Below are 25,239 nucleotides of genomic sequence, written 5' to 3' on the forward strand. Positions count from 1 at the left end.
CCGGACATTTTCGAATGGAGTAGGCGATGCGAAAGGTAGTCTTGGCGTTCCTTGCGGTGTTGACATGGTGCGGCGCCGCCGTCGCCCAGAACTATCCTTCGCATCCGATCACTATCATCGTGCCGTTCTCCGCCGGCGGGCCGTCGGATGCGATGGCGCGTATCCTCGCCGAGCGGATGAAGGCCTCGCTAGGAGAGACGCTCCTGATCGAGAACGTCACGGGAGCGGGCGGCTCGATCGGCGTCGGCCGCGCAGTACGCTCGCCGGCGGACGGCTACACGATCTCGTTCGGCCATCTCGGCACGCATGTCGCCAACGGCGCCGTCTACAAGCTCGGCTATGACCTCGTCGCCGATCTCGAACCGGTGGTGCTGTTGCCGAGCAATCCGATGATCATCGTCAGCAAGAACGCGATCCCCGCCAAATCGCTAAGCGAACTCTTGGCCTGGCTGAAGTCGCGACCGTCGCCGCCGACCGCCGGCACTGCGGGCGCCGGCTCCGGCAGCCACATCGCCGGGCTCTATTTCGAGACCGTCTCCGGCATCAAATTGCAATATGTGCCGTATCGCGGCACCGCGCCGGCGTTGAACGATCTCGTTGCGGGGCAGATCGACATCATGATCGATCAGACCTCCAACTCGATCAACCAGGTTCGCGCCGGCACCATCCGCGCCTATGCCGTCACCGACGACAGGCGCGTCGACTCTGCGGCCGAGGTCCCAACCACCGATGAAGCCGGTCTGCCGGGCTTCCACATGACGCTGTGGTCCGGCCTTTGGGTGCCCAAAGGCACGCCGAAGGAGATTGTCGCCAAGCTGAATGCTGCCGCGGTGGAGGCGCTGAACGATCCCGTGGTCATAAAACAGCTCGAAAACCTCGGCCTGCGCATGCCGCCGAAGAATCAGCTCACGCCCGAAGCCCTCGGCGCCTGGCAGAAGGCCGAGATCGCAAAATGGTGGCCGATGATCAAGGACGCCGACGTCAAGGTGGATTGAGGTTGTAGTCGGTAGCCCGGGTGAAGCGAAGCGCAACCCGGGACAGCTCTATCCACGTGTACGAGCGGCCCCGGGTTACGCTGACGCTCCACCCGGGCTACGAAGCTCGCGCCCTGCCGCATGTGAGATCCTCATCCTGAGGAGCCTGCGAAGCAGGCGTCTCGAAGGATGGCCGCGGGCGAGATCGGGGCCTCATGGTTCGAGACGCGCTGCGCGCTCCTCACCATCAGGGGCTGGTACAGTGCGAGCCCCGCAAGGGAATCACTGCGCCGCGCCTGCCGGCGCGGTCGCTGCGGCGTTCGTCTCCTGCGTAACCACGCGCTGATCGGTCTTCGTTGCCACCGCCGTGCCGCTGCCAAAACGCGCGCGGTAGACCAGCAAATTCTCCATCACGCGCTGCACATAATTGCGCGTCTCGGAGATCGGAATGCGCTCGACCCAATCGACCGGATCCACATTCGGATCGCGTGGGTCGCCATAGGCCTTCACCCAGTCGCGCACGCGGCCGCGGCCGGCGTTGTAGCCGGCGAAGGTCATGATGTGACAACCCTTGTAATCCGCGAGCAGGGCGCTGAGTTCGGCCGCACCCATCTGGGTGTTGTAGACGGGATCGGAAACCATCCGGTCCCAGTCATAGGTCACGCCGAAGCGCTTGGCGGTGTCACGGCCGGCTTCCGGCGTCACCTGCATCAGTCCGACCGCATTGGCCGGCGATTTGTCGCGCTGGTCGAACGCGCTCTCGGTGCGCGCCACCGAATAGATCATGCTGCGCTCGATCTCGGGTGCAACCTGAGTGTGGTTGGGGATCCCGATGGTTGGGAAGGCATAGCGCTCGAGCGCAAGGCCGCGCCCGAGCGCCGATTTGCCGAGTTGCAGCATGGCGGCCGCGTCGTTGCGACGGGCCGTAAGCTCGCCGAGCGCGTTAAGCGTGGCGACGTCGGTGCTCTGCTCGCCGAGATCGGTGGCGAAATACAGCGCCACGTCGCGTTCGCCAATCTGGTAGAGCATATCGGCGGCCCGTACGCGCTCGTCTGCGGCCGCCATATCGTCGGAGGCAGGGGCCGGCGAGGGCGTCCGCAGCTCGATTGCATCAAGGCCCAGCCTGGCGCGCGCGAGCTGTCCGTAATAGGCGGTCGGGTAGCGCGCGGCGGCCTCAAAGCTGGCGCGCATCGCGTCCTTTTCTCCAAGCGCTTCGGCGGCGCGTCCGCGCCAGTAGTTGGCGCGCGCCAGCACGATCGGATTGGCCGCGCCTTCGTCGATGCGCGCGAAGTGCGTCGCCGCCGTCACGGGATCGTTGAGATAGCGCAAGGCGATCCAGCCGCACGTGGAGTGGAAATCAGCGCGGTAATATTCGTTGGCCGGCAGCGCGGCGGCGGCGACAACCTGGTATGCGGTCTGGAACTTGCCCTGATCGAGCAGCTTGCGGGCCAGCGAGCGCCGCTCGCGCCACCATTGATCGGTGTCCTGCAGCGCCATGGCCTCGGGCGCGGCCGATAGCACCAGGTCCGCCGCGTCATCAACGCGGTTCTCGCCGAGCAGCCACTGCAGGCGGCAAAGCGTGTAGCCGAGATCCTTGCGGGCCTCGGTTGCGACATCATTGAGCTGGTCGAGCGCCTTGCTCGATTTCGCGGCCACCGCGCCGCACGCCTTCACGATCGCAAGCTCGTCGCTGCCGAGCCGTTGTGCCGCACGCTTGGCGCCGGCAAGATCCTTGGCGCCGATCCGCTTGTCCATGCGCGCGCGGTGATCCTCGCGGGTGAGGAGATCACTGAACACCTCGTACGCGTCGCCTTCCAGCCGATCCGACAATTCCTCCGAGCGCCAGGCGTCGCTCACCAGACGCGCAGCACCATCGCGGTCGCCTTCGGTCAGGAGCACACGCGCCAGCGCGAATTTGCCCTTGGAGCTGGTGGGCCGATCGCGGGTGAAGCGATGAACCGTGGCCGCATCGCTGCGCTCCTGCCACAGCCGCCCCTCGGCCTTGCGGCGCAATAGCGCCATGCTCGGCCAATCCGGATTGGCGGCCATGAACGCCGCATACCGGCTGAAATTCGCCGTCGTCTCCGTGTGGCGCAGGATGTACCATTCGACCAGCTTCTGGCCCGCCGGGTCGGTGATCTTGTCTCTGGTGGCGGTCGCCTCCTCCGTCTTCGCCTTGCGCGCCAGATCGATCCCGTCTTTCACCAGCGCGAGATCGCCCGACAGTGCCGGCGTCGGCGCAGCAGCTTCCTTCGCGGATGCATCCGTCGATTGCTTCGACTTGCGGCGCGCATCGGCGTGCTTGCCACGTCCGCGTTTTCCGCCTGCGGCGTCACGCTGGTTGCGCGCCTTCGACGCCTTCGCGTCGCTCGTCTTCTTGATGTGCGCTTGCTTGTGGCCCGAGCGTGCCGTCGCATCCGTCGAGAATAGCGCGAGCACAGCCACCGTGAGGAGACAAGACAGCGAACGTAAGCACTGGTTCATTCCATGGTCCCCCTGCGAACCATTAGACAAACCAAGTCGCAAACCGTGCGGCTTGAGTGACCTAAGGTTATCACAGCGTCGATTCACAACTGTCGCGCTCAGGCCACAGAGCGCAAAAAACGCTGAAGTGAATGGAACTCTAACCGCGGTTGAATTGCGGATTGATCGAGATGGAACTTCGCATCTGCCAATGGTCGCGTTTGTCGTATGATGTTTCCCACCGAACGGACGCGAACGGCGCGAACTCAGCCGACAATCTTGGCCAAAGAGAGGTGAAGCGAGGTGTAACCTCGGGCACATCGCCGCGCGAGAACGGGAACTCGCATCCTCTTCGCTATTCGAAATTTCAATCTGAGCCGGCCTCTCGTCGTCCGCCCGCTTGACCAGAGACTGATAATCACCGGGCTTGCTGATCTGGAAAGCGGCGGCGGCTGGATAGCGTCACGTCAACCTCTGGTAGCTATGAACAGCCGCTTTCCGAGAGTGACCACGAAGCGAGAATCGCAGCGTGAGTCGAGCCGAGCGAAACCCGGCCTTCGCTATGACGGTCTTCCGTGTTGGGTTTTCGCGCGCCCTAAAAATGCCTGCTAAGCGCCCGGAACCCGTCCAAATGGTTGCTAAGGGGCAACGTTTGTTGCGATGAGGCAACAGTTCTCTAAGATTTAACCGTTTAATTGGCCGGGTCTTGCACCCGCCGCTTTTTAGCCACACCCCTGCATGAAATGATGCTCTGTAAGGCTAAAGCCACGGCACTCGCGAAGCGATGGGATGATCACCATTTCCCGGGTCAAGGCAGAGATGGCTAGGGAAACTGGGTTCGCGATGGACGCCAAGACCAAGCTCAAGAACAGACTGCCAAGCCGCCACGTGACGGAGGGTCCCGAGCGCGCCCCGCATCGTTCGTATCTCTATGCCATGGGGCTCACCACCGAGCAGGTCCACCAGCCGTTCGTCGGCGTGGCCACCTGCTGGAACGAAGCCGCGCCGTGCAACATCTCGCTGATGCGCCAGGCCCAGGCGGTGAAGAAGGGCGTGGCCTCCGCCGGCGGCACCCCGCGCGAATTCTGCACCATCACCGTCACCGACGGCATCGCCATGGGCCATGACGGCATGCGCTCGTCGCTGCCATCTAGGGAATGCATCGCCGACTCGGTTGAACTGACCGTGCGCGGTCACTCCTACGACGCCTTGGTTGGCCTCGCCGGCTGCGACAAGTCGTTGCCGGGTATGATGATGGCGATGGTCCGCCTCAACGTGCCCTCGATCTTCATCTATGGCGGCTCGATCCTTCCAGGCAACTTCCGCGGCCAGCAGGTCACCGTCCAGGACATGTTCGAAGCCGTCGGCAAGCACTCGGTCGGCGCCATGTCGGATGCCGATCTCGACGAGATCGAGCGTGTGGCCTGTCCGTCGGCCGGTGCCTGCGGCGCCCAGTTTACCGCCAACACCATGGCGACCGTGTCGGAAGCGATCGGGCTCGCACTCCCGTATTCTGCCGGGGCGCCGGCGCCTTACGAGATCCGCGACGCGTTCTGCGCCGCCGCCGGCGAGAAGATCATGGAGCTGGTCGCCAAGAACATCCGGCCGCGCGACATCATCACCCGTAAATCCCTGGAGAATGCTGCGGCCGTGGTCGCCGCCTCCGGTGGCTCGACCAATGCCGGCCTGCATCTGCCGGCGATCGCCAATGAATGCGGCATCAAGTTCGATCTGTTCGACGTGGCGGAAATCTTCAAAAAGACTCCGTACGTCGCGGATTTGAAGCCGGGCGGCCGTTATGTTGCCAAAGACATGTTTGAAGCTGGCGGCATTCCGCTGCTGATGAAGACGCTGCTCGATAACGGATACCTGCACGGCGATTGCCTGACCGTGACGGGCCGAACGATCGCCGAAAACCTCAAAAGCGTGAAATGGAATCCGCATCAGGACGTGGTTCGTCCGGCGGACAAGCCGATCACCGTCACCGGCGGTGTCGTCGGCTTGAAGGGTAATCTTGCGCCGGAAGGAGCGATCGTGAAGGTCGCGGGCATGTCGAACTTGAAGTTTACCGGGCCTGCCCGTTGCTTCGACCGCGAGGAGGACGCCTTCGAGGCGGTCCAGAAGCGGACCTATAAGGAAGGCGAGGTCATCGTCATCCGCTATGAGGGACCGAAGGGCGGTCCCGGCATGCGGGAAATGCTGGCAACGACAGCAGCGCTGACCGGGCAGGGCATGGGCGGCAAGATCGCGCTGATCACCGACGGCCGGTTCTCGGGCGCCACAAGAGGCTTCTGCATCGGTCATGTCGGACCGGAAGCCGCCATCGGCGGACCGATCGCGCTGTTGCAGGACGGCGACATCATCGAGATCGACGCGGTGGCCGGGACTCTTAACGTAAAGTTGAGCAACGCCGAACTCGCCGAACGCAAGACCAAATGGGCCCCTCGCGCGACTAACCACACATCTGGTGCGCTGTGGAAGTATGCCCAGCAGGTCGGGCCTGCGGTGGATGGCGCGGTCACCCATCCAGGTGGCGCGCACGAGAAACAGTGTTATGCGGACATTTGAGCGTACGATTATTGCGTTGATTTTAGGGGCCATTCCGGTGGCGGGCCCTGGATTTGCGTTCGACGGCGCCCCGGTCAATCCATCGGACGCCACGCTGCCGATGGTTTCCCCTCAGCCCAGCGCTGGGGGCGGATTGAAGCGGATCGCGGTTCCGCCGCCCACGGCGAATGCCGCCAATTCCACGAGTTCCTTCTCGTCGCTGCAATTTGCCGCAGAGGGCGGCCATCCCGTCGCCCAGTGGAAGCTCGGGCGGATGTACGCCGAGGGCGACGGTGTCGCCCAAGATGACCTGCGCGCCTTCGAATATTTCAGCCGCATCGCCAATGCGCATGCCGAAGATAGTCCCTCGGCGCCGCAGGCGACGATCGTGGCCCAGGCCTTCGTGGCGCTGGGGCGGTACTACCTCAACGGCATCCCGAACTCGAAGATCAAGGCGGACACCGATCGGGCGCGGGAGATGTTCTCTTATGCCGCCTCCTATTTCGGCAATGCCGACGCCCAGTATGACCTCGCCCGGCTCTATCTGAAGACGCCGGACGCCTCGCGGGAAGATTTCCGCTATGGCGCGCGCTGGCTCGGGCTTGCCGCCCAGAAGGGCCAGCACCAGGCCCAAGCGCTGCTCGGACAGATGCTGTTCAACGGCGACCGGCTGCCGCCGCAGCGGGCCCGCGGCCTGATGTGGCTGACGCTCGCCCGCGACAGCGCCGCTCCCGACGAGATGTGGATCAAGGAAAGCTATAACCGCGCGTTCGCCAAGGCCTCCGACGACGACCGCGCGATGGCGCTGCAGATGCTCGAGCACTGGGTGCAGGGCCGCCGCGACTAGCCAAGATTGGGTCGCCTGCATCCTCGACTGGAGGCCGCACTTCCTCGTCCGTTAGCGGGAAGGGCGAAGCCGCCGCTTTTACGCAGCCTCGAAATCGAGATCGGCCCACACCGGCACGTGGTCTGACGGTTTTTCCCAGGCGCGGACGTAGCTGTCGACCCCGACATGGGTCAGCCGGTCGCTGGCCTGGGGCGACATCAAGAGGTGGTCGATCCGCAGGCCCCAGTTCTTCTGCCAGGCCCCGGCCTGGTAATCCCAGAACGTGTACTGGCCGGGCGCGTCGGTCACGGCGCGCAGCGCATCGGTCAGGCCGAGACCGAGCAGGGACTGGAACGCTTCGCGGGTGGTCGGACGGAATAGCGCGTCTTCCACCCAGGCCGGCGGGTTGTAGACGTCCGAGGCTGCCGGGATCACGTTGAAGTCGCCGGCAAGGATCAGCGGCTCTTCCGCTTTAAGTCGCTCCCGCGAGTACTCAAGAAGTCGCGACATCCATTTGAGCTTGTAGGGATATTTGTCACTGTTGGCCGGGTTGCCATTGGGCAGATAGAGGCAGGCGATCCTGAGCACGCCATGCTTGTGCGTGACCACCCCTTCGAGGAAGCGGGCGTGCGCGTCTTCGTCATCGCCGGCGAGGCCCGACTTGGTCTCGTCGAACGGCAACTTGGAGAGCAAGGCGACGCCGTTGAAGGTCTTCTGCCCATGCGTGACGACGTTATAGCCGAGCGATTCAATCTCCAGCCGCGGAAACGCTTCGTCGGTGCATTTGATTTCCTGCAGGCAGACGATGTCAGGGGAGCACTCCTTCAGCCAGGTGAGGAGAAGCTCGAGCCGCTGCCGGATCGAATTGACGTTCCACGTCGCGATGCGAAGTCCCATTCGAAGTCCTCTATTTTTACGAGACCAAGCGTTTCCGCATCTCGATGTGCGGGATGCCGGCCTCCTCGAATTCCTCGCCGACCCGCTCGAACCCGACGCGCGCGTAGAACGGCTCGGCGTGCGTTTGCGCGTTAAGGATCAGTTCGGGATAGCCGAGTTCGACCGCCTTGGCTATCAGCGCGTCCAGCACTCGGGCGCCCATGCCCGTGCCGCGCGCCGCCTTGAGCACGGCCATGCGGCCGATATGGCCGTCGGGCAGCAGCCGGCCCGTGGCCACGGGTGTGCCGTCCTCGGCAAACGCCAGCGCGTGCCAGCTCGGCGCGTCCATATCGTCCCACTCCAGTGCCTCCGGCACGCCTTGCTCTTCGACAAAGACGCCGTAGCGGATGGCACGGGCGCGTTCGCGCACTTCTTCCCAGGTGCAGACAAGGACGGAGGCGGACATGAGGCAGCGATACGGAAAGCTCATTGAAGAGGTGAAATGATACGGCCCGTTTGCCGCCAGCGGTGTCGCGGTCGCCATTCTGGCACATTGTCGAATCGCGACGGGGCGGTTGGCGCGTGCCGTATCACCTAATAGTCGCAATTTCGGCCGTTGGCATACCATCAGCCGCTCGGCTGTGATAACCGTTTAAGAATTAATGGCGCAAAATGCGCTGTCGAGGGGCAGGCAGGGGCAGGATTGGGTCGTCACGGCCGTTGTGGGCCGGCGGACGAGCAAAAGGCATGAAGAAACGTAATTTGATTCTCGTTGCAGGCGTCATCGGCATCGCTGCCGTGGCCGCCTACGCCACCCGCTCTTCGTGGCTCGCCGGTGGCGGTGCAAACGCGCAGGCGCCGCAGCGGCCGCGCGCGGTTTCGGTCGAACTCGCCAAGGCGGAGCGTCGGTCGGTGCCCGTCGATGTCGACGCCATCGGAACCGTGACGCCGATTGCCAGCGTGGCGCTGAAGTCACGGCTCGAGACCACGATCATTGGCGTGCATTTCGAGGACGGCGCCAAGATCAATGAGGGCGACCTGCTGTTCACGCTCGACGCGCGGCAAATCGACGCCCAGATCGAGCAGGCGGAGGGCGTGCTGGCCAGGGACCAGGCTCAGTTCGAGGGCGCGCAGCGCGATCTGCGCCGCTACAACGATCTCGTCGCGAAGGGCGCGACCACCCAGGTCAATGTCGACAATGCCAAGACCCAGTCCGACATCCTGATCGGCACCATCAAGGCCGACCAGTCGGCACTGGAAAATTTGCGGGTCCAGAAAAGCTACACTGTCATCCGCGCGCCGTTCGCGGGCCGCATCAGCGCTGCCAATGTGAAGGTCGGCAATTTCGTGCGCCCCGCCGACACCCAGCCGCTCGCCACCATCAACCAGATGGCGCCGGTCTACGTCACTTTCGCGATCCCGCAGCGCGTGCTGGTCGACCTCCGCGACGCGATGGCGAAAGGCGATTCCAAGGTGATCGCGACCGTTCCCGGGCACAAGCGCTCGGAAGATGGCAAGGTCGCGATGGTCGAGAACACCGTGGACTCGACCACGGGCATGGTGACCGTCCGCGGCATCATGGACAATGGAAATGAGACCCTGTGGCCGGGCATTCTGGTGCAGACCAAGCTGATCATCCGTAACGAGGATGCCGTGGTGGTTCCGACAGTCGCGGTCCAGCGCAGCCAGAACGGCAACTATGTCTTCGCCGTGAAGGACGGCGTGGCCAAGGTCATGCCGGTCAAGGTCGACCGCACCTTCGGCGGTTTCTCTGTCATCGCCGAGGGGCTCTCCGGCGGCGAAGATGTCGTCGTCGACGGCCAGCTTCTGTTGTCGGACGGCACGCGGGCCGAGCCGCGCGCCCGCAAGGCCGGGGCGTGAGCGATGTCACTGCCCGAACTTTGCATCCGGCGACCGGTGATGACGACGCTGATCACCGCGGCGATCATCGCCTTTGGCATTTTCGGCTTCCGCCTGTTGCCGGTCTCGGCGTTGCCGAAAGTGGATTTCCCGACCATTGCCGTGACCGCGACGCTGCCGGGCGCGAGCGCCGACACCATGGCGGCCTCGGTCGCCGGCATCATCGAGCGGCAGCTCTCGACGATCGCGGGCATTTCCTCGATGTCCTCGAACTCCTCTCAGGGCACGAGCGTCATCACCATCCAGTTCGACCTCAACCGCAACATCGACGCCGCGGCGCTCGACGTGCAGACCGCGCTGACGATCGCCCAGCGCCGGTTGCCGATCGAGATGACGACACCACCCAGCTTCCGCAAGGTGAACCCGGCGGACTTCCCGGTTCTCTTCATCTCGCTGAATTCGGCGACACTGCCACTCTCGACCGTCAACGAGTATGGCGACATCACCATCGGCCAGGCACTGTCGCAGCTTCCGGGCATCGCCCAGGTCCTGATCTATGGCGCGCAGAAATTCGCGATCCGGGTCCAGGCCGACCCCGTGGCCGCGGCGGCGCGCGGGGTGTCGCTCGAGGACATCAGGTCCGCGGTGTCGCGCGCCAATTCCTCGACCCCCGTCGGAACGCTGAACGGGCCGAAGCAGGACGTCGCGCTGCAGGCCTCCGGCCAGATGGACAAGGCGGCTGACTACCGCCAGATCTATGTCGCCTGGCGCAACGGTTCGCCGGTCAGACTCGACGAGATCGCGAAGGTCTATGACAGCGTCGAGAACGACAAGGTCGCGACCTGGCTGAACGACGAGCGCGCGATCGTGCTCGCGATCCAGAAGCAGCCCGACGCCAATACGGTCGCGGTGGTCGATTCCGTGCTGGCGAAGCTGCCGGCACTGCGGGCCTCGATCCCGCCTTCCGTGACCATGCAGGTGATGATGGACCGCTCGGTCTCGATCCGGCAGGCGGTCAGCGACGTCGAGGAAACCCTGCTGATCGCGATCGGGCTGGTCATCCTGGTGATCTTCCTGTTCCTGCGGTCGCTGTGGGCCACCTTCATTCCGGCGCTCGCGGTCCCGATCTCGCTGCTCGGCACCTTCGCGGCGATGTATGCGCTGGACTACTCCGTCAACAACATGACGCTGCTGGCGCTGACATTATCGGTCGGCTTTGTGGTCGACGACGCCATCGTCATGTTGGAAAACATCGTCCGCCACATCGAGCGCGGCATGCGGCCGTTCGAGGCGGCACTGAAGGGCGCACGCGAGATCGGCTTTACCATCATCTCGATCACCTTCTCGCTGATCGCCGTGTTCATCCCGGTGCTCCTGATGGGCGGCATCGTCGGCCGCGTATTCCGCGAATTCGCGGTGACGATCTCGGTCGCGATCATCGTGTCCGGGTTCGTCTCGCTGACCTTGACGCCGATGCTGTGCGCGCGCGTGCTGCGGGCTCATGACGAGACCAAGCGCCCGAATGTCGTGCTGCGGGCGTTCGAGGCGATGTTCGATGCCTTGCTGCGGGCCTACGAATGGGCGCTCGACTGGGTGCTGGCGAAAAAGGCGCTGATGCTCGCCGTCACCCTGGCGACGCTCGCGGGCACCTTCTATCTCTACATGATCGTGCCGAAGGGCTTCTTCCCGCAGGAGGACACCGGCTTCCTGATCGGCGTGACCGAGGCCGCAACCGACACCTCGTTCGAAGCGATGAAGGTGCGCCAGCAGGCGCTGGTCGACGTGCTTCGCACTGACCCTGCGGTCGACTACGTCAACTCGACCGTCGGTTCCGGCGGGCCCAACCCGACCGCGAATTACGGCCGCCTGTTCATCGCGCTGAAGCCGCAGAAGGAACGCGACAACGCTAGCGTCGTGATCGGGCGGCTGCGCCAGAAGGCCCGCGCCATCCCGGGCATGCAGGCGTTCTTCCAGAGCGTCCAGAATCTCAACATCGGCGGCCGCGTCTCCAAGAGCCAGTATCAATATGTGCTGCAGAGCGGCGATACCGAGTCGCTGTACCGGATCGCGCCCGACATGCGCGACAAGATCGAGAAGATCCCGGGCCTGCTCGACGTCACCACCGATCTCTACATCAAGAACCCGCAGATGACGGTCGACATCGACCGCGAGAAGGCCGCGGTCTACGGCGTCACCGTCGATCAGGTGCGCAACCAGCTCTACAACGCCTACGGCGCGCGCCAGGTCGGCACCATCTACATGCCCTCCAATGACTACCAGATCATCCTGGAGGTGCAGCCGGAGTTCCGGGTCGATCCGTCCAATCTGTCCAAGCTCTACATGAAGACCGGGAGCGGCCAAACCATTCCGCTGGATGCGGTCGCAAGGCTGGTGCCATCGGTCGGGCCGTTGCAGATCAACCACCAGGGCCAGCAGCCGGCGGTGACGATCTCGTTCAACCTCGCGCCCGGCACTTCGCTGGGCTATGCGGTCGACCAGATCACGGCGCTGGAGCAGAGCTCGAACCTGCCGGCCACGATCGCGACCGGCTTCTCCGGCACTGCGCAGGTGTTCCAGGATTCGCTGCGCGGGCAGGGCGTCTTGATCCTCGCCGCGGTGTTCGCGGCTTTCGTGATCCTCGGGATTCTCTACGAGAGCTTCATCCATCCGATCACGATCATCTCCGGCCTGCCGTCGGCCGGCATCGGCGCGATCCTCACCTTGATGCTGTTCAACATGGAGCTGTCGGTCATCGCGATGATCGGCATCGTGATGCTGGTCGGCATCGTCAAGAAGAATGCGATCATGATGGTCGATTTCGCGCTCGAGCGTCGTCGCGTCGGCCTGAGCGCCGAACACGCGATCCGTGAAGCCGCGCTCTTGCGCTTTCGCCCGATCATGATGACGACGTTTGCCGCGATCTTCGGCACGCTGCCGATCGCACTCGGCGCGGGCGCCGGCGCCGAACTGCGCCAGCCGCTCGGCGTGGCCGTGGTCGGCGGACTCTGCGTCTCGCAGCTGCTGACGCTGTTCATCACGCCGGTGATCTATATCTATCTCGACCGCATCGACCGTCGGCTGCGCCGCAAGCTCGAGCCGCAGGAGGAAGGTGGCGAGGATCGGCCGCACGTGGTGGCGGCGGAGTGACGATGCACGCAGGCGCTGTTTGCGACCTGCTTACAGACGAAAATCAGATCGAGAAGCTGGTGCCGCAGCCGCAGGAGGCGGTCGCATTGGGGTTGACGACGCGGAAGGACGCGCCGATCAGATCGTCGACAAAATCGACCTCGGACCCTGCCAGGAACGGCGCGGACGCCGAATCGACCAGCACCACCGCCTCTTCACGGGAGATCACGAGATCGTCTTCCGCCTTGGCGCGGTCGACGTCGAACTTGTACTGGAAGCCGGAGCAGCCGCCGCCTTCGACCGAAATGCGCAGCATCGCACCGTCACCCTCGCTCTTGAGGATTTGACCGATCCGATGGGCGGCCCGCTCGGTGATGGTGACGGAATCAGTCATGGCAAGCTCCGAAGCCTTGTTTGAGCATGATCTTTGCGGACCATGTTCGCAACGTCATACCCATTTCATTTGGTATCCCGCGCTCACCATAGTTAAGTGCGGAAGGAAGCGGAATCAAATGGATAAGGACTAAAAAACCGTGTCGGTCGGAATGGCTGCCCCCCGCGCGCCCTATGCCTGCGACCCCGATCGCAGCCGCGGGCGGCTGTTCGCGGAGGCCCCGAGCAAGACCCGCAGCGCCTTCCGCCGGGATTGCGACCGCGTGATCCATTCCACCGCGTTCCGGCGGCTGAAGTACAAGACCCAGGTCTTCGTGTTCCACGAGGGCGACCACTACCGTACGCGGCTGACCCATTCGCTGGAAGTCGCGCAGATCGCCCGTGCGCTGGCGCGCCAGCTCGGGCTGGACGAGGACCTGACGGAGACTCTGGCGCTTGCGCACGACCTCGGACACCCGCCGTTCGGCCATGCCGGCGAGCGGGCATTGGACACGTGCCTGAAACCTCATGGCGGCTTCGATCACAACGCACAGGCGCTGCGCGTGGTCACCACGCTGGAGCACCGCTATCCCGAATTCGACGGGCTCAATCTCACCTGGGAATCGCTCGAGGGCATCGTCAAGCATAACGGGCCGCTGATCGAGCGTAGCGGCGCGCCGGCCGGTCGCTACCTCGAAACCGGCGGAATCCCCATCGGTATTTCCGAGTACAACAAGACCTACGATCTGGAGCTATGGAGTTTTGCTTCGCTCGAAGCCCAGGTCGCGGCCTTTGCCGACGACATCGCCTATGACGCCCACGACATCGACGACGGCCTGCGCGCGGGGCTGTTCAGTGTCGACGAACTCAAGGTGATGCCGCTGACTGCGGAAATCATTGCGGCAATCGACCGGCACTATCCGGGCCTGGATGAAGTCCGGCGCGGCGCGGAACTGGTGCGCGAACTGATCTCGCATTTCATCAGCGCGGTCTTCGCGGAGGCGAGCCGGCGCCTGGACGCCGCGCAGCCGCAATCCGCCCAAGATGTGCGGCGTCATAACGGGCCGCTGATCGCGTTTCCTCCGGCCATTGCCCAGGAGGAGGCGGAGATCAAGGCCTTCCTCTGGCAGCGGATGTACCGCCACCAGCGGGTGATGCGGGTGATGGACGAGGCCGAACAGATCGTGTTCGACCTGTTCGCGCGCTACCGGCAATCCCCGGACGACCTGCCGCCCGAGTGGGTGGAGGGCAGGGAGGCGGAGACCGAGGCGGAACGCGCCAGGCGGATCGGTAATTTCATTGCCGGGATGACCGACCGCTACGCCCTGATCGAGCATAACAGGCTTTTTGACTCGACCCCGGATTTGCGTTAGGCGGCGCCCATGGCCGACAAACCTGCTTCTCCGCACCTTTTTGCCGATGTGCTCGCGCGCGTGCACGCGATCTGTGCCGCGCTCGCGGCTGAGGACCAATGGCCCGAAGGCATCGATTTCTCGCGCGTTGTGGTCGAGCCGCCGCGCGAGGCCAGCCATGGCGACATGGCGACCAACGCCGCAATGGTGCTCGCCAAGGAAGCCAAGGCCAAGCCGCGCGATCTCGCCGAGAAGATCGCAGCCAAATTGCGCGCCGACGAGCTTGTGGCGTCCGTCGAGGTCGCCGGCCCCGGCTTCATCAACCTGACCCTCAAGCCAAACGTCTGGACTGATGCCCTGCGCGCCGTGCTGCGCGAGGGCGCCGGCTACGGGCAAAGCGCGATCGGGGCCAAAGAAAAGGTCAATGTCGAGTACGTCTCGGCCAACCCCACCGGACCGATGCATGTCGGCCATTGCCGTGGCGCGGTGTTCGGCGACGCGCTTTGCAGTCTGCTGCAGTTCGCAGGGTTCGACGTCACGCGTGAATATTACATCAATGACGCCGGTGCTCAGGTCGACGTGCTCGCACGCTCGGCCTATCTGCGCTGCCGCGAGGCGCTCGGCGAGGACATCGGCGCGATCCCGGAAGGGCTTTATCCTGGCGACTATTTGAAGCCGGTCGGGCAGGCGCTTGCCAAGGAATACGGCGACAAGCTGCTTTCGATGCGCGAGGCCGCCTGGCTGCCGGTCGTGCGCGACAAGGCGATCGCGATGATGATGGCCGAGATCAAGGACGATCTCGCCGCGCTCAACATCAAGCATGACGTGTTCTTCTCCGAGCGCTCGCTGATCGACACCGGCAACAACAAGGTCGCCGAGACCATCGATTTCCTGCGCGACAAAGGCGACATCTACGAGGGGCGTCTGCCGCCGCCGAAAGGCAAGCCGGTCGAGGACTACGAGGACCGCGAGCAGACGCTGTTTCGCGCCACCGCCTATGGCGACGATGTCGACCGGCCGCTGATCAAGTCGGACGGCTCCTATACCTATTTCGCGTCCGACATCGCCAATCATCGCAACAAGTTCGAGCGCGGCTTTCACAATCTGATCGATGTGTTCGGTGCCGATCATGGCGGCTACGTCAAGCGCATGCAGGCGGCGGTGAAGGCCGTGAGCGCGGGCAAGGCGGAACTCGACGTGAAGATCGTGCAGCTCGTCCGGCTGCTGCGTGACGGCGAGCCGGCGAAGATGTCGAAGCGCGCCGGCGAGTTCGTCACGCTTCGCGAAGTCGTCGACGAGGTCGGCTCGGACGCGGTGCGTTTCATGATGCTGTTCCGCAAGAACGATGCAGTGCTCGATTTCGATCTCGCCAAGGTGATCGAGCAGACCAAGGACAATGCCGTGTTCTACGTCCAGTACGGACACGCTCGCGGCCACTCGGTTTTCCGTAACGCGCGGCAGGAGGTATTACCCGACCTCCCGGACGAGGACGGCGCGCGGCGGGACTATCTTGCAGGGGCGGCGCTGGAGCGGCTGTCCGATCCGGCGGAACTCAGCCTTCTCAAGCAGTTGGCGCTCTATCCACGCATGATCGAGGCAGCGGCCGTCGCACATGAGCCGCATCGGATCGCTTTTTATCTGTATGACCTGGCCAGCGAGTTCCACGCGCTTTGGAACAAAGGGGGCGATCTGCCCTATTTACGCTTCATTATGAATAATGATGCAGAGATCACAAGGGCGCGACTGGCAATGGTTCAGGGCGTCGTCTCGGTTCTGGCATCGGGTCTAGCTGTTCTAGGCGTCCACGCCCCAACCGAGATGCGGTAGCAGCAGGGGCGAAGCCTCTCGCGATGGGGATCGTGGGGGTACTTGGCAGGACCAACTCGTTCGCACCAGGAAGTTGCAGGCGACTTGGCGCTGTCCCGAAGGGGATGCAAGATCACGATGGCTGATCGATATCAAAACCGAACTTTTCCCGCCGACCTCGACTATGATCGCGGCAGCAATGCCGCGGGTCGGGCCGAAAGCGACCCGTTGGCCGAACTGGCGCGGCTGATCGGGCAGGCCGATCCGTTTGCCGCCAATCCGCCCAAGCCGCAGCCGGCGCCGCATCCTCTGCAGCCAGCGTCGCGTCCGCTGCAGTCGCGGGCCAATGTTCGCCCGCAGACCTATCAGCCGCAGGCTGAGGATGAGGAGGTGGACCTGCCGGCCAGCCCACCGCCCTGGATGCAGCGCGCTCGCCATGAGGCCGCGCCACCGCAGCAATATGCTGCGCCGTCGCAGGACTATGCTGGGCCGTCGGAGGACTACGAAGAGCCGGATCTTCACCCGAGCGCCGTGCACCCGCTGCACCGCTACACCGCGCAGCACGCCGCGGCGCCCGTGCCGACGCCGGAATATCGCACGCCAGTGCCGGAATATCGCGAGGAGTTGCCGCTCGATGAGCCCGCGCAGCAGCTTGATCCGTCGCGCTACGACGATGCACTCTATGGCCAGATCGAAGCCGGCGGGCAGGATTTTCAGCGCGAAGCGGCGTATCCCGACGACCCCTACGCATATCAGAACGACGCTTACGAGGACGAGGAGCCTCCGCCGCGCAAGCGCTCCAGCGGACTGATGACGGTAGGAGCCGTGCTCGCGCTCGCGGTGGTGGGCACGGGCGCAGCCTTTGCCTACCGGACCTATGTCGGCTCGCCCCGCAGCGGCGAGCCGCCGATCATCAAGGCCGACAACAGTCCGACCAAGATCATGTCGCAGCCTGACGGTGCCGGCAAGGCGCCAGACCGCATCGCGTCCGGCGACGGCACGGAAAAGCTCATCTCGCGCGAGGAGACGCCGGTCGACGTCACCTCCAATACCGGTCCCCGCGTGGTGTTTCCGCCGTTGAACCAAAATGCCAACCCGCCGCCGGTGGCGAGCGTCGCTCCGTCGGCAGCTTCACCGATGACCACGAGCGGCACGCTGCCGAACAATGAGCCGCGACGGATCCGGACGCTTTCGGTCAAGGGCGACGCGACAGATGCCGGCGTACCGGGATCGGCCCCGCCTCCGCCGGCCAAGCCCGCGCCTGTCACGCGGACGGCGTCTGCGAACCCGTCACACGGCAATCCGGTCTCCGCCAATGCGAGCGCCAACACGCCGATGTCGCTGGCGCCCGGCGCACCCCAGCCCGATCCGGCGCCGACCCGGGTCGCTTCGACCAATCCGACGGCCACCGTAAGCAGCGGAGGGTACGTCGTTCAGGTCTCCTCGCAACGAAACGAGGCGGATGCGCAGTCCTCCTACAAGGCGCTGCAGGGCAAGTATCCAAGCGTGCTCGGCTCGCAGTCGCTGGTCGTGAAGCGCGTCGATCTCGGCGAGAAGGGTGTGTACTACCGGGCGTTTGCCGGTCCGTTCAGCTCACTGGATCAGGCGACGCAGGTTTGCAGCAGCTTGAAGGCCGCCGGCGGGCCGCAGTGCCTCATCCAAAGGAATTAACGGCGGTTTCCTTGACGCTCAGGATACATGCGGCCTAATCGGCCGCATGGTAAACCGAGCATTCATCACCGGCGTATCCGGGTTTGAGCTGACCGATGCCGAGCGCGAGTTCATTCGCGCCGAGCGGCCATGGGGCTTCATCTTATTCAAACGGAACGTCGAAACTCCCGATCAAGTATCTGCACTTGTTCGTGAATGCCGCTCCGTCGCAGGTCGAGCCGACGCGCCGGTCCTGATCGACCAGGAGGGCGGCCGAGTGCAGCGGCTTGGACCGCCCCATTGGCCCGTTTATCCCGCTGGAGCGGCGTTTGGAGCGCTGTACGATCGCGATTCGCAGCTCGGGCTTGCCGCGGCGCGGCTCAGCGCGAGGCTGATTGCCGCCGATTTGGGTGCTCTCGGGATCACCGTCGACTGCCTGCCGCTGGCGGATGTGCCGGTTGAGGGCGCCGACGCCGTGATCGGCAACCGCGCCTATGGAACTGATCCGGCCAAGGTCGCCGCCATCGCCCGCGCCGTTACCGACGGACTGGAGCAGGGTGGTATTTTACCGGTACTGAAACATATACCAGGTCATGGACGGGCCACGGCGGACACTCATTTCCGGCTGCCGACCGTTGATACGGTGAGGTCCGAGCTGGAACGGACCGACTTTGCGGCGTTCCGGCCGCTTGCGGACCTGCCGATGGCGATGACTGCACATGTTGTGTTTAGCGCGCTGGACCCCGCCCAACCGGCGACGACTTCTGCGACAATCATCCAACAGGTGATTCGCGACGGTATCGGGTTCCAGGGTTTGTTAATGAGTGATGACGTGTCGATGAACGCGCTCTCGGGATCGATCGCAGAGCGGACCCGGGCGATCATCAGCGCAGGCTGCGACATGGTCCTGCACTGCAACGGCAAGCTCGACGAGATGCGCGAAGTTGCGCGCGAGGCGCCGGAACTGACCGGCGAAGCGCTCGAGCGCGCTAAGCGCGCGCTGGCAGCACGGAAACCGCCGCTTCCGTTCGACCGGCTGGCGGCACGGGCCGAACTGGATGCCTTGATAGGACAAGTAGGTACGGCATGACCGCAGAAATTCTGTCGTTTGAGACCGGCCGGCCGGCTGAAGTCAGCGAGGACGAGCCGGCCCTGGTGGTCGACGTCGGTGGCTATGAGGGCCCGCTCGACCTCCTGCTGACGCTCGCGCGGCAGCAAAAGGTCGACCTGGCCAAGATCTCGATCCTGGCGCTCGCCGACCAGTACCTGCAGTTCATCGAGGCGGCGCGGAAGATCCGGCTGGAGCTTGCCGCCGATTATCTGGTCATGGCGGCCTGGCTCGCCTACTTGAAATCACGACTGCTGTTGCCGGAGCCGCCGGCGGCGGAAGGGCCGAGCGCCGAGGAGATGGCGACCGCGCTCGCCAACCGGCTGCGGCGGCTTGAGGCGATTCGGGAAGCGGCGAACCGGCTGATGAACCGGCCGCAGTTCCAGCGCGATATCTTCCCGCGCGGCAATCCGGAGTCGATCGCCGAGATCAAGCATCCCAAGTTCACAGCGACGCTCTACGACCTGCTCACGGCCTACGCCACGCAGCGCCAGCAGCGGGTATTGGCCAGCGTACATCTGGCCAAGCGCACGGTGTGGTCGCTCTCCGAGGCGCGTGCCTCGCTGGAACGGCTGGTTGGTGCGGCCGATAGCGAGAACTGGAGCTGCCTCGACGAGTACCTGATGAACTACGTCGTCGAACCGTCGCAGCGGGCGACCGTGTTCGCGTCGAGTTTCGCTGCCGCGCTGGAATTGGTGCGGGAAGGCGAGATGGAACTGAACCAGAGCCGAGCGTTTGCGCCGCTCTATTTTCGTAAGCGTTTGCCGCAAGTGCCCGGTGCCACCGCGCCGGACCTTACGGCCGAGTAAGTGGAAGAAGGAGACCGAGCCATGGCAAGCCTGGCGGAAAAGCGCATGGAAGATGCCGAGGAGCACGTCACCGATCCGCAGGCGCGGCCCGAGGAATTGCGGGTTCTGGAAGCCCTGCTGTTTGCCTCCGCCGAGCCGATCGACCAGGCCACCTTAGCCAAGCGCATGCCCGAGGGCGTCGACCTCAAGGCTGCGCTGGCGCAACTGCAGGCGGAATACGCCCCGCGCGGGGTCAATCTGGTGCGCGTTGCCAACAAATGGACCTTCCGCACTGCAGGCGATCTCGCCTGGCTGATGACGCGCGAGACCACAGAGACGAAAAAACTGTCGCGCGCGGCGATCGAGGTGCTGGCGATCGTCGCCTATCACCAGCCGGTGACCCGCGCCGAGATCGAGGAGATCCGCGGCGTGGTCACCTCCAAGGGCACGCTCGACGTGCTCCTGGAAACCGGTTGGATCCGCCCCCGCGGGCGCCGCAAGACGCCGGGACGGCCGCTCACCTTCGGCACGACGGAAGCGTTCCTCTCGCAGTTCAGCCTGGAGGCGCTCGGCGACCTGCCGGGTCTCGACGAACTGAAGGGAACCGGTCTCTTGGATTCGCGCCTGCCCTCCGGCTTCAATGTTCCGACGCCATCGGACGATCCGACGCTTCGTGAGGACGAGGATCCACTCGAGCCCGGCGACAATCTGGAACTGTTCCTGGCGCCGGTTGCCGAGCCCGAGGAGGGCAGTGGCAAGGATTCGGACTCAGAGGGCGCCAGCAAGGATTCGGACTCGGAGGGCGCCGCCAAGGATACGGATTCAGAGGGCGGTGGCGCTTCAGAGGATGATGGCAAGGATTCAGCCTAACCTCCGCAGCCGGAACGCCGTAGGTTAACGGTAGCAATATTGCGTAGCCGCGACAGCGATTTGCCGCGGCTTGAGTCCTTGTTTTTGACGCCCCGCGGGCCTACTTTCCGCTCGAAGCTTAGGCCGGTGCGCCGGTCGTCTTTGGAGGGTTTGCAGGATGGGTTCGCTTAGCATTTGGCACTGGATCGTGGTGATCGCAGTGGTCCTGCTGCTGTTTGGTCGCGGCAAGATTTCCGACCTGATGGGCGATGTCGCGCAGGGGATCAAGGCCTTCAAGAAGGGCATGCAGGACGATGACAAGACTGCAGAAAAGCCCGCCGAGCCGGTGAAGACCATCGATCACAACGCGGCGCCGTCGGCAGCGCGGTCGGACGTCGGCAGCAAGGCCGTCTAAGTTAGACGTCCCGTTGAGAAAAACCGCGCGCGCCCCCAAATCCTGTTAGAAGGGCGGGGGGCCATTTGCGCGTGAGCGGAATCTTTCATGTTCGATATCGGGTGGAGTGAACTGCTCGTCATCGCGGTCGTCGCGCTGATCGCCATCGGCCCGAAAGAGCTCCCCGGTGTGCTGCGGATGGTGGGCCAGTGGATGGGCAAGGCGCGCCGGATGGCCGCCGAATTCCAGGGCCAGTTCCAGGAGGCCATGCGCGAGGCCGAGATGGCCGATCTCAAGAAGAGCTTCGACGAAGTCAAGGAAGCCGCCACGGGCTTTACCAGCAATAACGTCATGACGTCGCTGCAGAAGGACGTCAACGACGCCATGCAGATCGGCGACATCGAGAAGCCCCCGGAGGTCAAGGCTGCGGATGCGCCGGCCGCTCTGCCGCCGGCATCGGAAAGTGATACGCCGGTCATTCCAACGACGCCGGCAGCGCCCACGCCGGAGACCTTTGTTGAAGCCGAGGCGCACGCGGCGGCAAACGAGCCGCTCGCGATCGTCAAAGAAGCTGAGCCGGCAGCGCCGCAGGACACGCCTGAGGTGCCCGACATGCAAAAGAGCGCGAAAGCGTCATGAGCGCCGAAGACATCGAAGCCAGCAAGGCGCCGTTGATGGACCACTTGATCGAGCTGCGCTCGCGGCTGATCAAGGCGCTGCTCGGATTCGGCGTGGCGTTCATCTTCTGCTTCTTCTTCGCCAAGCAGATCTACAACGTGCTGGTGTGGCCGTTCGTCTGGGTCGCAGGGCCTGAGAATTCGAAGTTCATCTACACCGCGCTGCTGGAATATTTCATCACCCAGCTCAAGCTTGCGCTGTTTGGCGCCGGCTTCATCTCGTTCCCGATCGTCGCCACCCAGATCTACAAGTTCGTCGCGCCCGGCCTCTATCGGCACGAGCGCAACGCGTTTCTGCCATACCTGATCGCGACCCCCGTGTTCTTCGTGGCTGGTGCGATGCTGGTCTATTTCGTGGTGTTGCCGATGCTGGTGCGGTTCTCGCTCGGCATGCAGCAGATGGGCGGCGCGGAGACGGCGCAGATCCAGCTCCTGCCGAAGGTCGGCGAGTATCTGTCGCTGATGATGTCGCTGATCTTCGCCTTCGGCATCGCGTTCCAGCTTCCGGTGATCCTGACGCTGCTCGGCCGCATCGGCATCGTGACGTCGAAGATGCTGCGCGAGAAGCGGCGCTATTTCATCGTCATCGCTTTCATCATTGCCGCGGTCCTGACCCCGCCGGACGTGCTGAGCCAGGCCTCGCTCGCGATCCCATTGCTGGCGCTCTATGAGGGCGCGATCATCGCCGTGCGCATGGTGGAAAAGAAGGCAGCCGCCTCCCAAGCCTCGACCGGCGGCGCACCCAACGCCGCCAATCCGGCGGAGTAGGGCGTTATTCGTCATGCCCGGGCTTGTCCCGGGCATCCACGTCTTTTACAGACCGTGCAATCGAGGCGTGGATGGCCGGGACAAGCCCGGCCATGACGTAGGAATGTGGTCATGCACGACATCAAAGCGATCCGCGACAACCCCGAAGCTTTCGACGCCGCAATGAGCCGGCGCGGCTTTGCGCCCCTGTCGCCGTCGCTGCTGGCAATCGACGAGAGGCGCCGCGCGGCAATTCTGGCGTCCGAGCAGGCGCAGGCGCGGCGCAATGCGGCGTCCAAGGAGATTGGCGAAGCCAAGAAGGCGAAGGACGAGGCGCGCGCTGCCAAGCTGATGGCTGAAGTCGCCGACCTCAAGACCTCGCTGCCGGAGCTCGAGGCCGCCGCAAAAGTTGCCGATGAGGAGCTGAACACGCAACTCGCCGCGCTTCCGAACCTGCCGGCACAGGATGTGCCTGATGGCGTCGACGAGCACGGCAACGTGCAGCACCACGTATTCGGCGCACCGCGGCAGTACGGCTTCGCGCCGAAGCCGCATGACGATCTCGGCGGCGCTCTCGGCTACATGGATTTCGAGGCGGCCGCGAAATTGTCGGGCGCACGCTTCGTCGTGCTGAAGAAGGGATTGGCGCGGTTGGAGCGGGCGATCGGGCAATTCATGCTCGACCTGCACACCAATGAGCACGGCTACACCGAAATCAATCCGCCGCTGCTGGTGCGCAATGAGGTGATGTTCGGCACCGGGCAATTGCCGAAATTTGAAGACGATCAGTTCTGGGCGATCAAGGGCGAACTGCTGACGGCCGGTGAAGAGCGGCTGAAGAGCGAACGTCTCGGATTGATCCCGACCGCCGAAGTCTCGCTGACCAACTTGGTCCGCGAATCCATCGTCGACGAAAAAGAGTTGCCGATGCGGCTGACCGCGCTCACGCCCTGCTTCCGCGCCGAAGCGGGCGCCGCCGGCCGCGACACGCGCGGCATGATCCGCCAGCACCAGTTCACGAAGGTCGAGCTGGTCTCGATCACGACGCCGGAGACCAGCCGCGACGAACATGAGCGCATGCTGGCCTGCGCCGAGGAAGTGCTGCGTCAGCTCGATCTGCATTATCGCGTGATGACGCTGTGCGCCGGCGATATGGGCTTTTCCGCGCAGAAGACCTACGACATCGAAGTCTGGATGCCGGGACAATTTTCAGGTCAGGGCGATGGTGGCGCCTATCGTGAAATCTCGAGCTGTTCGGTCTGCGGCGATTTCCAGGCCCGGCGAATGGCTGCGCGCTATCGCGCCGGCGATGGCAAGCCGCGCTTCGTGCATACGCTGAACGGCTCCGGCACCGCGGTCGGCCGAGCGCTGATCGCCGTGATGGAAAACTATCAGCAGCAGGACGGCTCGATTGCCGTTCCCGACGTGCTGCAGCCCTATATGGGCGGCTTGAAAGTGATCGAGCACGACAAGTGAAGTGAATCTGCAAGATGGCGCTGCATCGCGACATCTACTGGATCGGACGGCAATGGGCCGTCACCGGTTTCGGGATGCAGCTCATCGATCAAAGGCACGAGGGAAAGTTCGATATCGAGATCGCGAGGCTCTGGGACGAGGGGCTCGCGGGCGATCTGGGCGCGCAGAAATGGTTCGATCCGGTCGATTTCGGCAAAGGGCTTTGGGTCGCGCGGCAGCGCCACACGAAACCGCCGGCACCCGCTCAGGTCGACGTGGCGCCCGACGCGTCGGTCGCCGGGAAAGCGGAGGTTGCAACGGCTGGTGCCGTTGAGCCGCCACCGCGGAAAACCACTGGATCTCAGCTTCGGATCGCCGGCAGCGCCAAATTCCTGCGTCCCTGGCGAGTCCGGATGAAGCAGTAACAACCCGCAAGTTACCGGGTTTGCCTCTGCGGCGTTTGCCGGTTAAGACCTTTGGCAAGACAGGCGATCGAACAGGGCATTTTGACGGATGCGAATTCTCTGCACCAATGATGACGGCATCCACGCGCCCGGGTTGAAGGTCGTCGAGCAGATCGCGCGCGCTTTGTCCGACGATGTCTGGGTCGTGGCGCCCGAGCTCGACCAGTCCGGCGTATCGCATTCGCTGTCGCTGAACGATCCCTTGCGGCTGCGCGAGATCGGCCCGCGGCACTTCGCCGTCAGGGGTACGCCGACGGACTGCGTGATCATGGGCGCACGCCATATCCTCGGGGCCAAACTGCCGGATCTCGTGTTGTCGGGCGTCAACAAGGGCCGCAACGTCGCCGAGGACGTGGTCTATTCCGGCACCATCGCCGGCGCGCTCGAGGGCACCATTCTGGGCTTGCCGTCGTTCGCGCTGTCGCAGGAATTCAGCATCGAGACCCGTGAAAAGCCGCTCTGGGACACGGCGCTGCAATTCGGCCCCGACATCGTGCGCAGGGTGATGGATGCCGGCATCCCCAAGAACACGGTGATCAATGTCAATTTTCCGGCCTGCGTGCCTGACGACGTCAAGGGCATCCGCGTCACCCGGCAGGGCAAGCGCAATCTCGGTTTCCTGAAGATCGACGAGCGCCGCGACGGCCGCGGCAATCCATATTTCTGGATCGGCTTTGAGCGCACGGCGATGATGGATACGCCCGCGGAAGGCACCGATCTCGCGGCGCTCAGGGCGCACTACGTGTCGGTGACACCGCTACGGCTTGACCGCACCGATGAAGCGTTTTCGGAAACGCTGACGTCGACGCTGAAATAGGGTTCGTAGCTTTGTAGCCCGGATGAAGCGAAGCGCAATCCGGGGCCGGCGTATCCCTGCGCGAGGGATTCCCGGATTACGCTTCGCT

At 64.1% G+C, this 25,239-nt stretch carries 21 protein-coding genes; 17 read left to right on the forward strand and 4 right to left on the reverse strand.

What is annotated here, in order from left to right; translation table 11 throughout:
* Window positions 1–26 precede the first annotated feature (26 nt).
* Entirely contained in the window at window positions 27–995 is a 969-nt protein-coding gene (locus tag AC5ZG5_RS09300) for a tripartite tricarboxylate transporter substrate binding protein BugD (protein ID WP_456644369.1), read from the forward strand.
* Window positions 996–1,256: 261 nt separating this feature from the next.
* Here AC5ZG5_RS09300 and AC5ZG5_RS09305 read toward each other — a convergent pair whose 3' ends face one another.
* A complete protein-coding gene (locus tag AC5ZG5_RS09305; protein ID WP_456644368.1) occupies window positions 1,257–3,458 on the reverse strand; it encodes a lytic transglycosylase domain-containing protein in 2,202 nt (733 codons plus the stop codon).
* An 822-nt stretch (window positions 3,459–4,280) separates the two neighbouring features.
* Here AC5ZG5_RS09305 and ilvD point away from each other — a divergent pair.
* Both ilvD and AC5ZG5_RS09315 read left to right on the forward strand, forming a co-directional pair.
* Window positions 4,281–6,005, forward strand: a complete 1,725-nt coding sequence (gene ilvD / locus AC5ZG5_RS09310; protein WP_456644398.1) for a dihydroxy-acid dehydratase — start codon at window positions 4,281–4,283, stop codon at window positions 6,003–6,005.
* The gene (locus AC5ZG5_RS09315) at window positions 5,992–6,831 is read left to right on the forward strand and encodes a tetratricopeptide repeat protein (protein ID WP_028165610.1); all 840 of its coding nucleotides are present in this window, start codon (window positions 5,992–5,994) and stop codon (window positions 6,829–6,831) included. Before ilvD ends, AC5ZG5_RS09315 begins: the two co-directional genes overlap by 14 nt.
* A gap of 78 nt (window positions 6,832–6,909) precedes the next feature.
* Here the strand turns inward: AC5ZG5_RS09315 and xth are convergent, their stop codons facing one another.
* On the reverse strand, window positions 6,910–7,707 hold the full coding sequence (gene xth / locus AC5ZG5_RS09320) for an exodeoxyribonuclease III (RefSeq protein ID WP_130226386.1): 798 nt from the start codon (window positions 7,705–7,707) through the stop codon (window positions 6,910–6,912).
* A 16-nt stretch (window positions 7,708–7,723) separates the two neighbouring features.
* Window positions 7,724–8,230, reverse strand: a complete 507-nt coding sequence (locus AC5ZG5_RS09325; RefSeq protein ID WP_456644367.1) for a GNAT family N-acetyltransferase — start codon at window positions 8,228–8,230, stop codon at window positions 7,724–7,726.
* Window positions 8,231–8,433: 203 nt separating this feature from the next.
* Between AC5ZG5_RS09325 and AC5ZG5_RS09330 the strand changes: the two genes are divergently transcribed.
* Together AC5ZG5_RS09330 and AC5ZG5_RS09335 are read left to right on the forward strand one after the other, a co-directional pair.
* Window positions 8,434–9,567, forward strand: a complete 1,134-nt coding sequence (locus AC5ZG5_RS09330) for an efflux RND transporter periplasmic adaptor subunit (RefSeq protein ID WP_456644366.1) — start codon at window positions 8,434–8,436, stop codon at window positions 9,565–9,567.
* Window positions 9,568–9,570: 3 nt separating this feature from the next.
* Window positions 9,571–12,693, forward strand: coding sequence for an efflux RND transporter permease subunit (locus AC5ZG5_RS09335; RefSeq protein ID WP_456644365.1), 3,123 nt, complete (start codon window positions 9,571–9,573; stop codon window positions 12,691–12,693).
* A gap of 43 nt (window positions 12,694–12,736) precedes the next feature.
* Here AC5ZG5_RS09335 and erpA read toward each other — a convergent pair whose 3' ends face one another.
* A complete protein-coding gene (gene erpA / locus AC5ZG5_RS09340) occupies window positions 12,737–13,066 on the reverse strand; it encodes an iron-sulfur cluster insertion protein ErpA (protein ID WP_130226383.1) in 330 nt (109 codons plus the stop codon).
* A 139-nt stretch (window positions 13,067–13,205) separates the two neighbouring features.
* On the opposite strand from erpA, the gene AC5ZG5_RS09345 reads away from it, so the two are divergent.
* The 12 genes from AC5ZG5_RS09345 to surE all read left to right on the forward strand — a co-directional run bounded on the left by AC5ZG5_RS09345 (window position 13,206) and on the right by surE (window position 25,151).
* The gene (locus AC5ZG5_RS09345) at window positions 13,206–14,417 is read left to right on the forward strand and encodes a deoxyguanosinetriphosphate triphosphohydrolase (protein WP_456644364.1); all 1,212 of its coding nucleotides are present in this window, start codon (window positions 13,206–13,208) and stop codon (window positions 14,415–14,417) included.
* 9 nt (window positions 14,418–14,426) lie between these two features.
* Window positions 14,427–16,223: an arginine--tRNA ligase gene (gene argS / locus AC5ZG5_RS09350; RefSeq protein ID WP_456644363.1), complete on the forward strand. Its 1,797-nt coding sequence runs from the start codon at window positions 14,427–14,429 to the stop codon at window positions 16,221–16,223.
* A 117-nt stretch (window positions 16,224–16,340) separates the two neighbouring features.
* Complete coding sequence (locus tag AC5ZG5_RS09355) at window positions 16,341–17,873, forward strand: SPOR domain-containing protein (RefSeq protein ID WP_456644362.1); 1,533 nt, start codon at window positions 16,341–16,343, stop codon at window positions 17,871–17,873.
* A 46-nt stretch (window positions 17,874–17,919) separates the two neighbouring features.
* Window positions 17,920–18,942 (forward strand): beta-N-acetylhexosaminidase, encoded by a 1,023-nt coding sequence (gene nagZ, locus AC5ZG5_RS09360; RefSeq protein WP_456644361.1) that lies wholly within the window; start codon window positions 17,920–17,922, stop codon window positions 18,940–18,942.
* Window positions 18,939–19,769, forward strand: coding sequence for a segregation and condensation protein A (locus AC5ZG5_RS09365; protein WP_455997429.1), 831 nt, complete (start codon window positions 18,939–18,941; stop codon window positions 19,767–19,769). The genes nagZ and AC5ZG5_RS09365 overlap by 4 nt, the downstream gene beginning before the upstream one ends.
* 21 nt (window positions 19,770–19,790) lie before the next feature.
* Entirely contained in the window at window positions 19,791–20,618 is an 828-nt protein-coding gene (gene scpB / locus AC5ZG5_RS09370) for an SMC-Scp complex subunit ScpB (protein ID WP_456644360.1), read from the forward strand.
* 157 nt (window positions 20,619–20,775) lie between these two features.
* The gene (locus AC5ZG5_RS09375) at window positions 20,776–21,012 is read left to right on the forward strand and encodes a twin-arginine translocase TatA/TatE family subunit (protein ID WP_028165598.1); all 237 of its coding nucleotides are present in this window, start codon (window positions 20,776–20,778) and stop codon (window positions 21,010–21,012) included.
* Window positions 21,013–21,099: 87 nt separating this feature from the next.
* A complete protein-coding gene (gene tatB, locus AC5ZG5_RS09380) occupies window positions 21,100–21,630 on the forward strand; it encodes a Sec-independent protein translocase protein TatB (RefSeq protein WP_456644359.1) in 531 nt (176 codons plus the stop codon).
* Window positions 21,627–22,436: a twin-arginine translocase subunit TatC gene (gene tatC / locus AC5ZG5_RS09385; RefSeq protein WP_456644358.1), complete on the forward strand. Its 810-nt coding sequence runs from the start codon at window positions 21,627–21,629 to the stop codon at window positions 22,434–22,436. The genes tatB and tatC overlap by 4 nt, the downstream gene beginning before the upstream one ends.
* Before the next feature lie 111 nt (window positions 22,437–22,547).
* A complete protein-coding gene (serS, locus tag AC5ZG5_RS09390) occupies window positions 22,548–23,891 on the forward strand; it encodes a serine--tRNA ligase (RefSeq protein WP_456644357.1) in 1,344 nt (447 codons plus the stop codon).
* Window positions 23,892–23,905: 14 nt separating this feature from the next.
* Entirely contained in the window at window positions 23,906–24,295 is a 390-nt protein-coding gene (locus AC5ZG5_RS09395; protein WP_130226375.1) for a hypothetical protein, read from the forward strand.
* An 88-nt stretch (window positions 24,296–24,383) separates the two neighbouring features.
* Window positions 24,384–25,151, forward strand: a complete 768-nt coding sequence (gene surE / locus AC5ZG5_RS09400; RefSeq protein WP_028165593.1) for a 5'/3'-nucleotidase SurE — start codon at window positions 24,384–24,386, stop codon at window positions 25,149–25,151.
* Window positions 25,152–25,239: the final 88 nt, after the last annotated feature.

Source organism: Bradyrhizobium sp. Ses1, from assembly GCF_059512365.1.

Excerpts from the sequence above, each read along its gene's own strand:
- AC5ZG5_RS09305 (WP_456644368.1), bottom strand. The coding sequence starts at position 3,458 with ATGAACCAGTGCTTACGTTCGCTGTCTTGTCTCCTCACGGTGGCTGTG.
- argS (WP_456644363.1), top strand. The coding sequence starts at position 14,427 with ATGGCCGACAAACCTGCTTCTCCGCACCTTTTTGCCGATGTGCTCGCG.
- AC5ZG5_RS09300 (WP_456644369.1), top strand. The coding sequence starts at position 27 with ATGCGAAAGGTAGTCTTGGCGTTCCTTGCGGTGTTGACATGGTGCGGC.
- scpB (WP_456644360.1), top strand. The coding sequence starts at position 19,791 with ATGGCAAGCCTGGCGGAAAAGCGCATGGAAGATGCCGAGGAGCACGTC.
- tatB (WP_456644359.1), top strand. The coding sequence starts at position 21,100 with ATGTTCGATATCGGGTGGAGTGAACTGCTCGTCATCGCGGTCGTCGCG.
- nagZ (WP_456644361.1), top strand. The coding sequence starts at position 17,920 with ATGGTAAACCGAGCATTCATCACCGGCGTATCCGGGTTTGAGCTGACC.
- xth (WP_130226386.1), bottom strand. The coding sequence starts at position 7,707 with ATGGGACTTCGCATCGCGACGTGGAACGTCAATTCGATCCGGCAGCGG.
- ilvD (WP_456644398.1), top strand. The coding sequence starts at position 4,281 with ATGGACGCCAAGACCAAGCTCAAGAACAGACTGCCAAGCCGCCACGTG.
- AC5ZG5_RS09315 (WP_028165610.1), top strand. The coding sequence starts at position 5,992 with ATGCGGACATTTGAGCGTACGATTATTGCGTTGATTTTAGGGGCCATT.
- erpA (WP_130226383.1), bottom strand. The coding sequence starts at position 13,066 with ATGACTGATTCCGTCACCATCACCGAGCGGGCCGCCCATCGGATCGGT.
- surE (WP_028165593.1), top strand. The coding sequence starts at position 24,384 with ATGCGAATTCTCTGCACCAATGATGACGGCATCCACGCGCCCGGGTTG.
- AC5ZG5_RS09365 (WP_455997429.1), top strand. The coding sequence starts at position 18,939 with ATGACCGCAGAAATTCTGTCGTTTGAGACCGGCCGGCCGGCTGAAGTC.
- AC5ZG5_RS09325 (WP_456644367.1), bottom strand. The coding sequence starts at position 8,230 with ATGGCGACCGCGACACCGCTGGCGGCAAACGGGCCGTATCATTTCACC.
- AC5ZG5_RS09395 (WP_130226375.1), top strand. The coding sequence starts at position 23,906 with ATGGCGCTGCATCGCGACATCTACTGGATCGGACGGCAATGGGCCGTC.
- AC5ZG5_RS09375 (WP_028165598.1), top strand. The coding sequence starts at position 20,776 with ATGGGTTCGCTTAGCATTTGGCACTGGATCGTGGTGATCGCAGTGGTC.
- AC5ZG5_RS09330 (WP_456644366.1), top strand. The coding sequence starts at position 8,434 with ATGAAGAAACGTAATTTGATTCTCGTTGCAGGCGTCATCGGCATCGCT.
- serS (WP_456644357.1), top strand. The coding sequence starts at position 22,548 with ATGCACGACATCAAAGCGATCCGCGACAACCCCGAAGCTTTCGACGCC.
- AC5ZG5_RS09355 (WP_456644362.1), top strand. The coding sequence starts at position 16,341 with ATGGCTGATCGATATCAAAACCGAACTTTTCCCGCCGACCTCGACTAT.
- tatC (WP_456644358.1), top strand. The coding sequence starts at position 21,627 with ATGAGCGCCGAAGACATCGAAGCCAGCAAGGCGCCGTTGATGGACCAC.
- AC5ZG5_RS09335 (WP_456644365.1), top strand. The coding sequence starts at position 9,571 with ATGTCACTGCCCGAACTTTGCATCCGGCGACCGGTGATGACGACGCTG.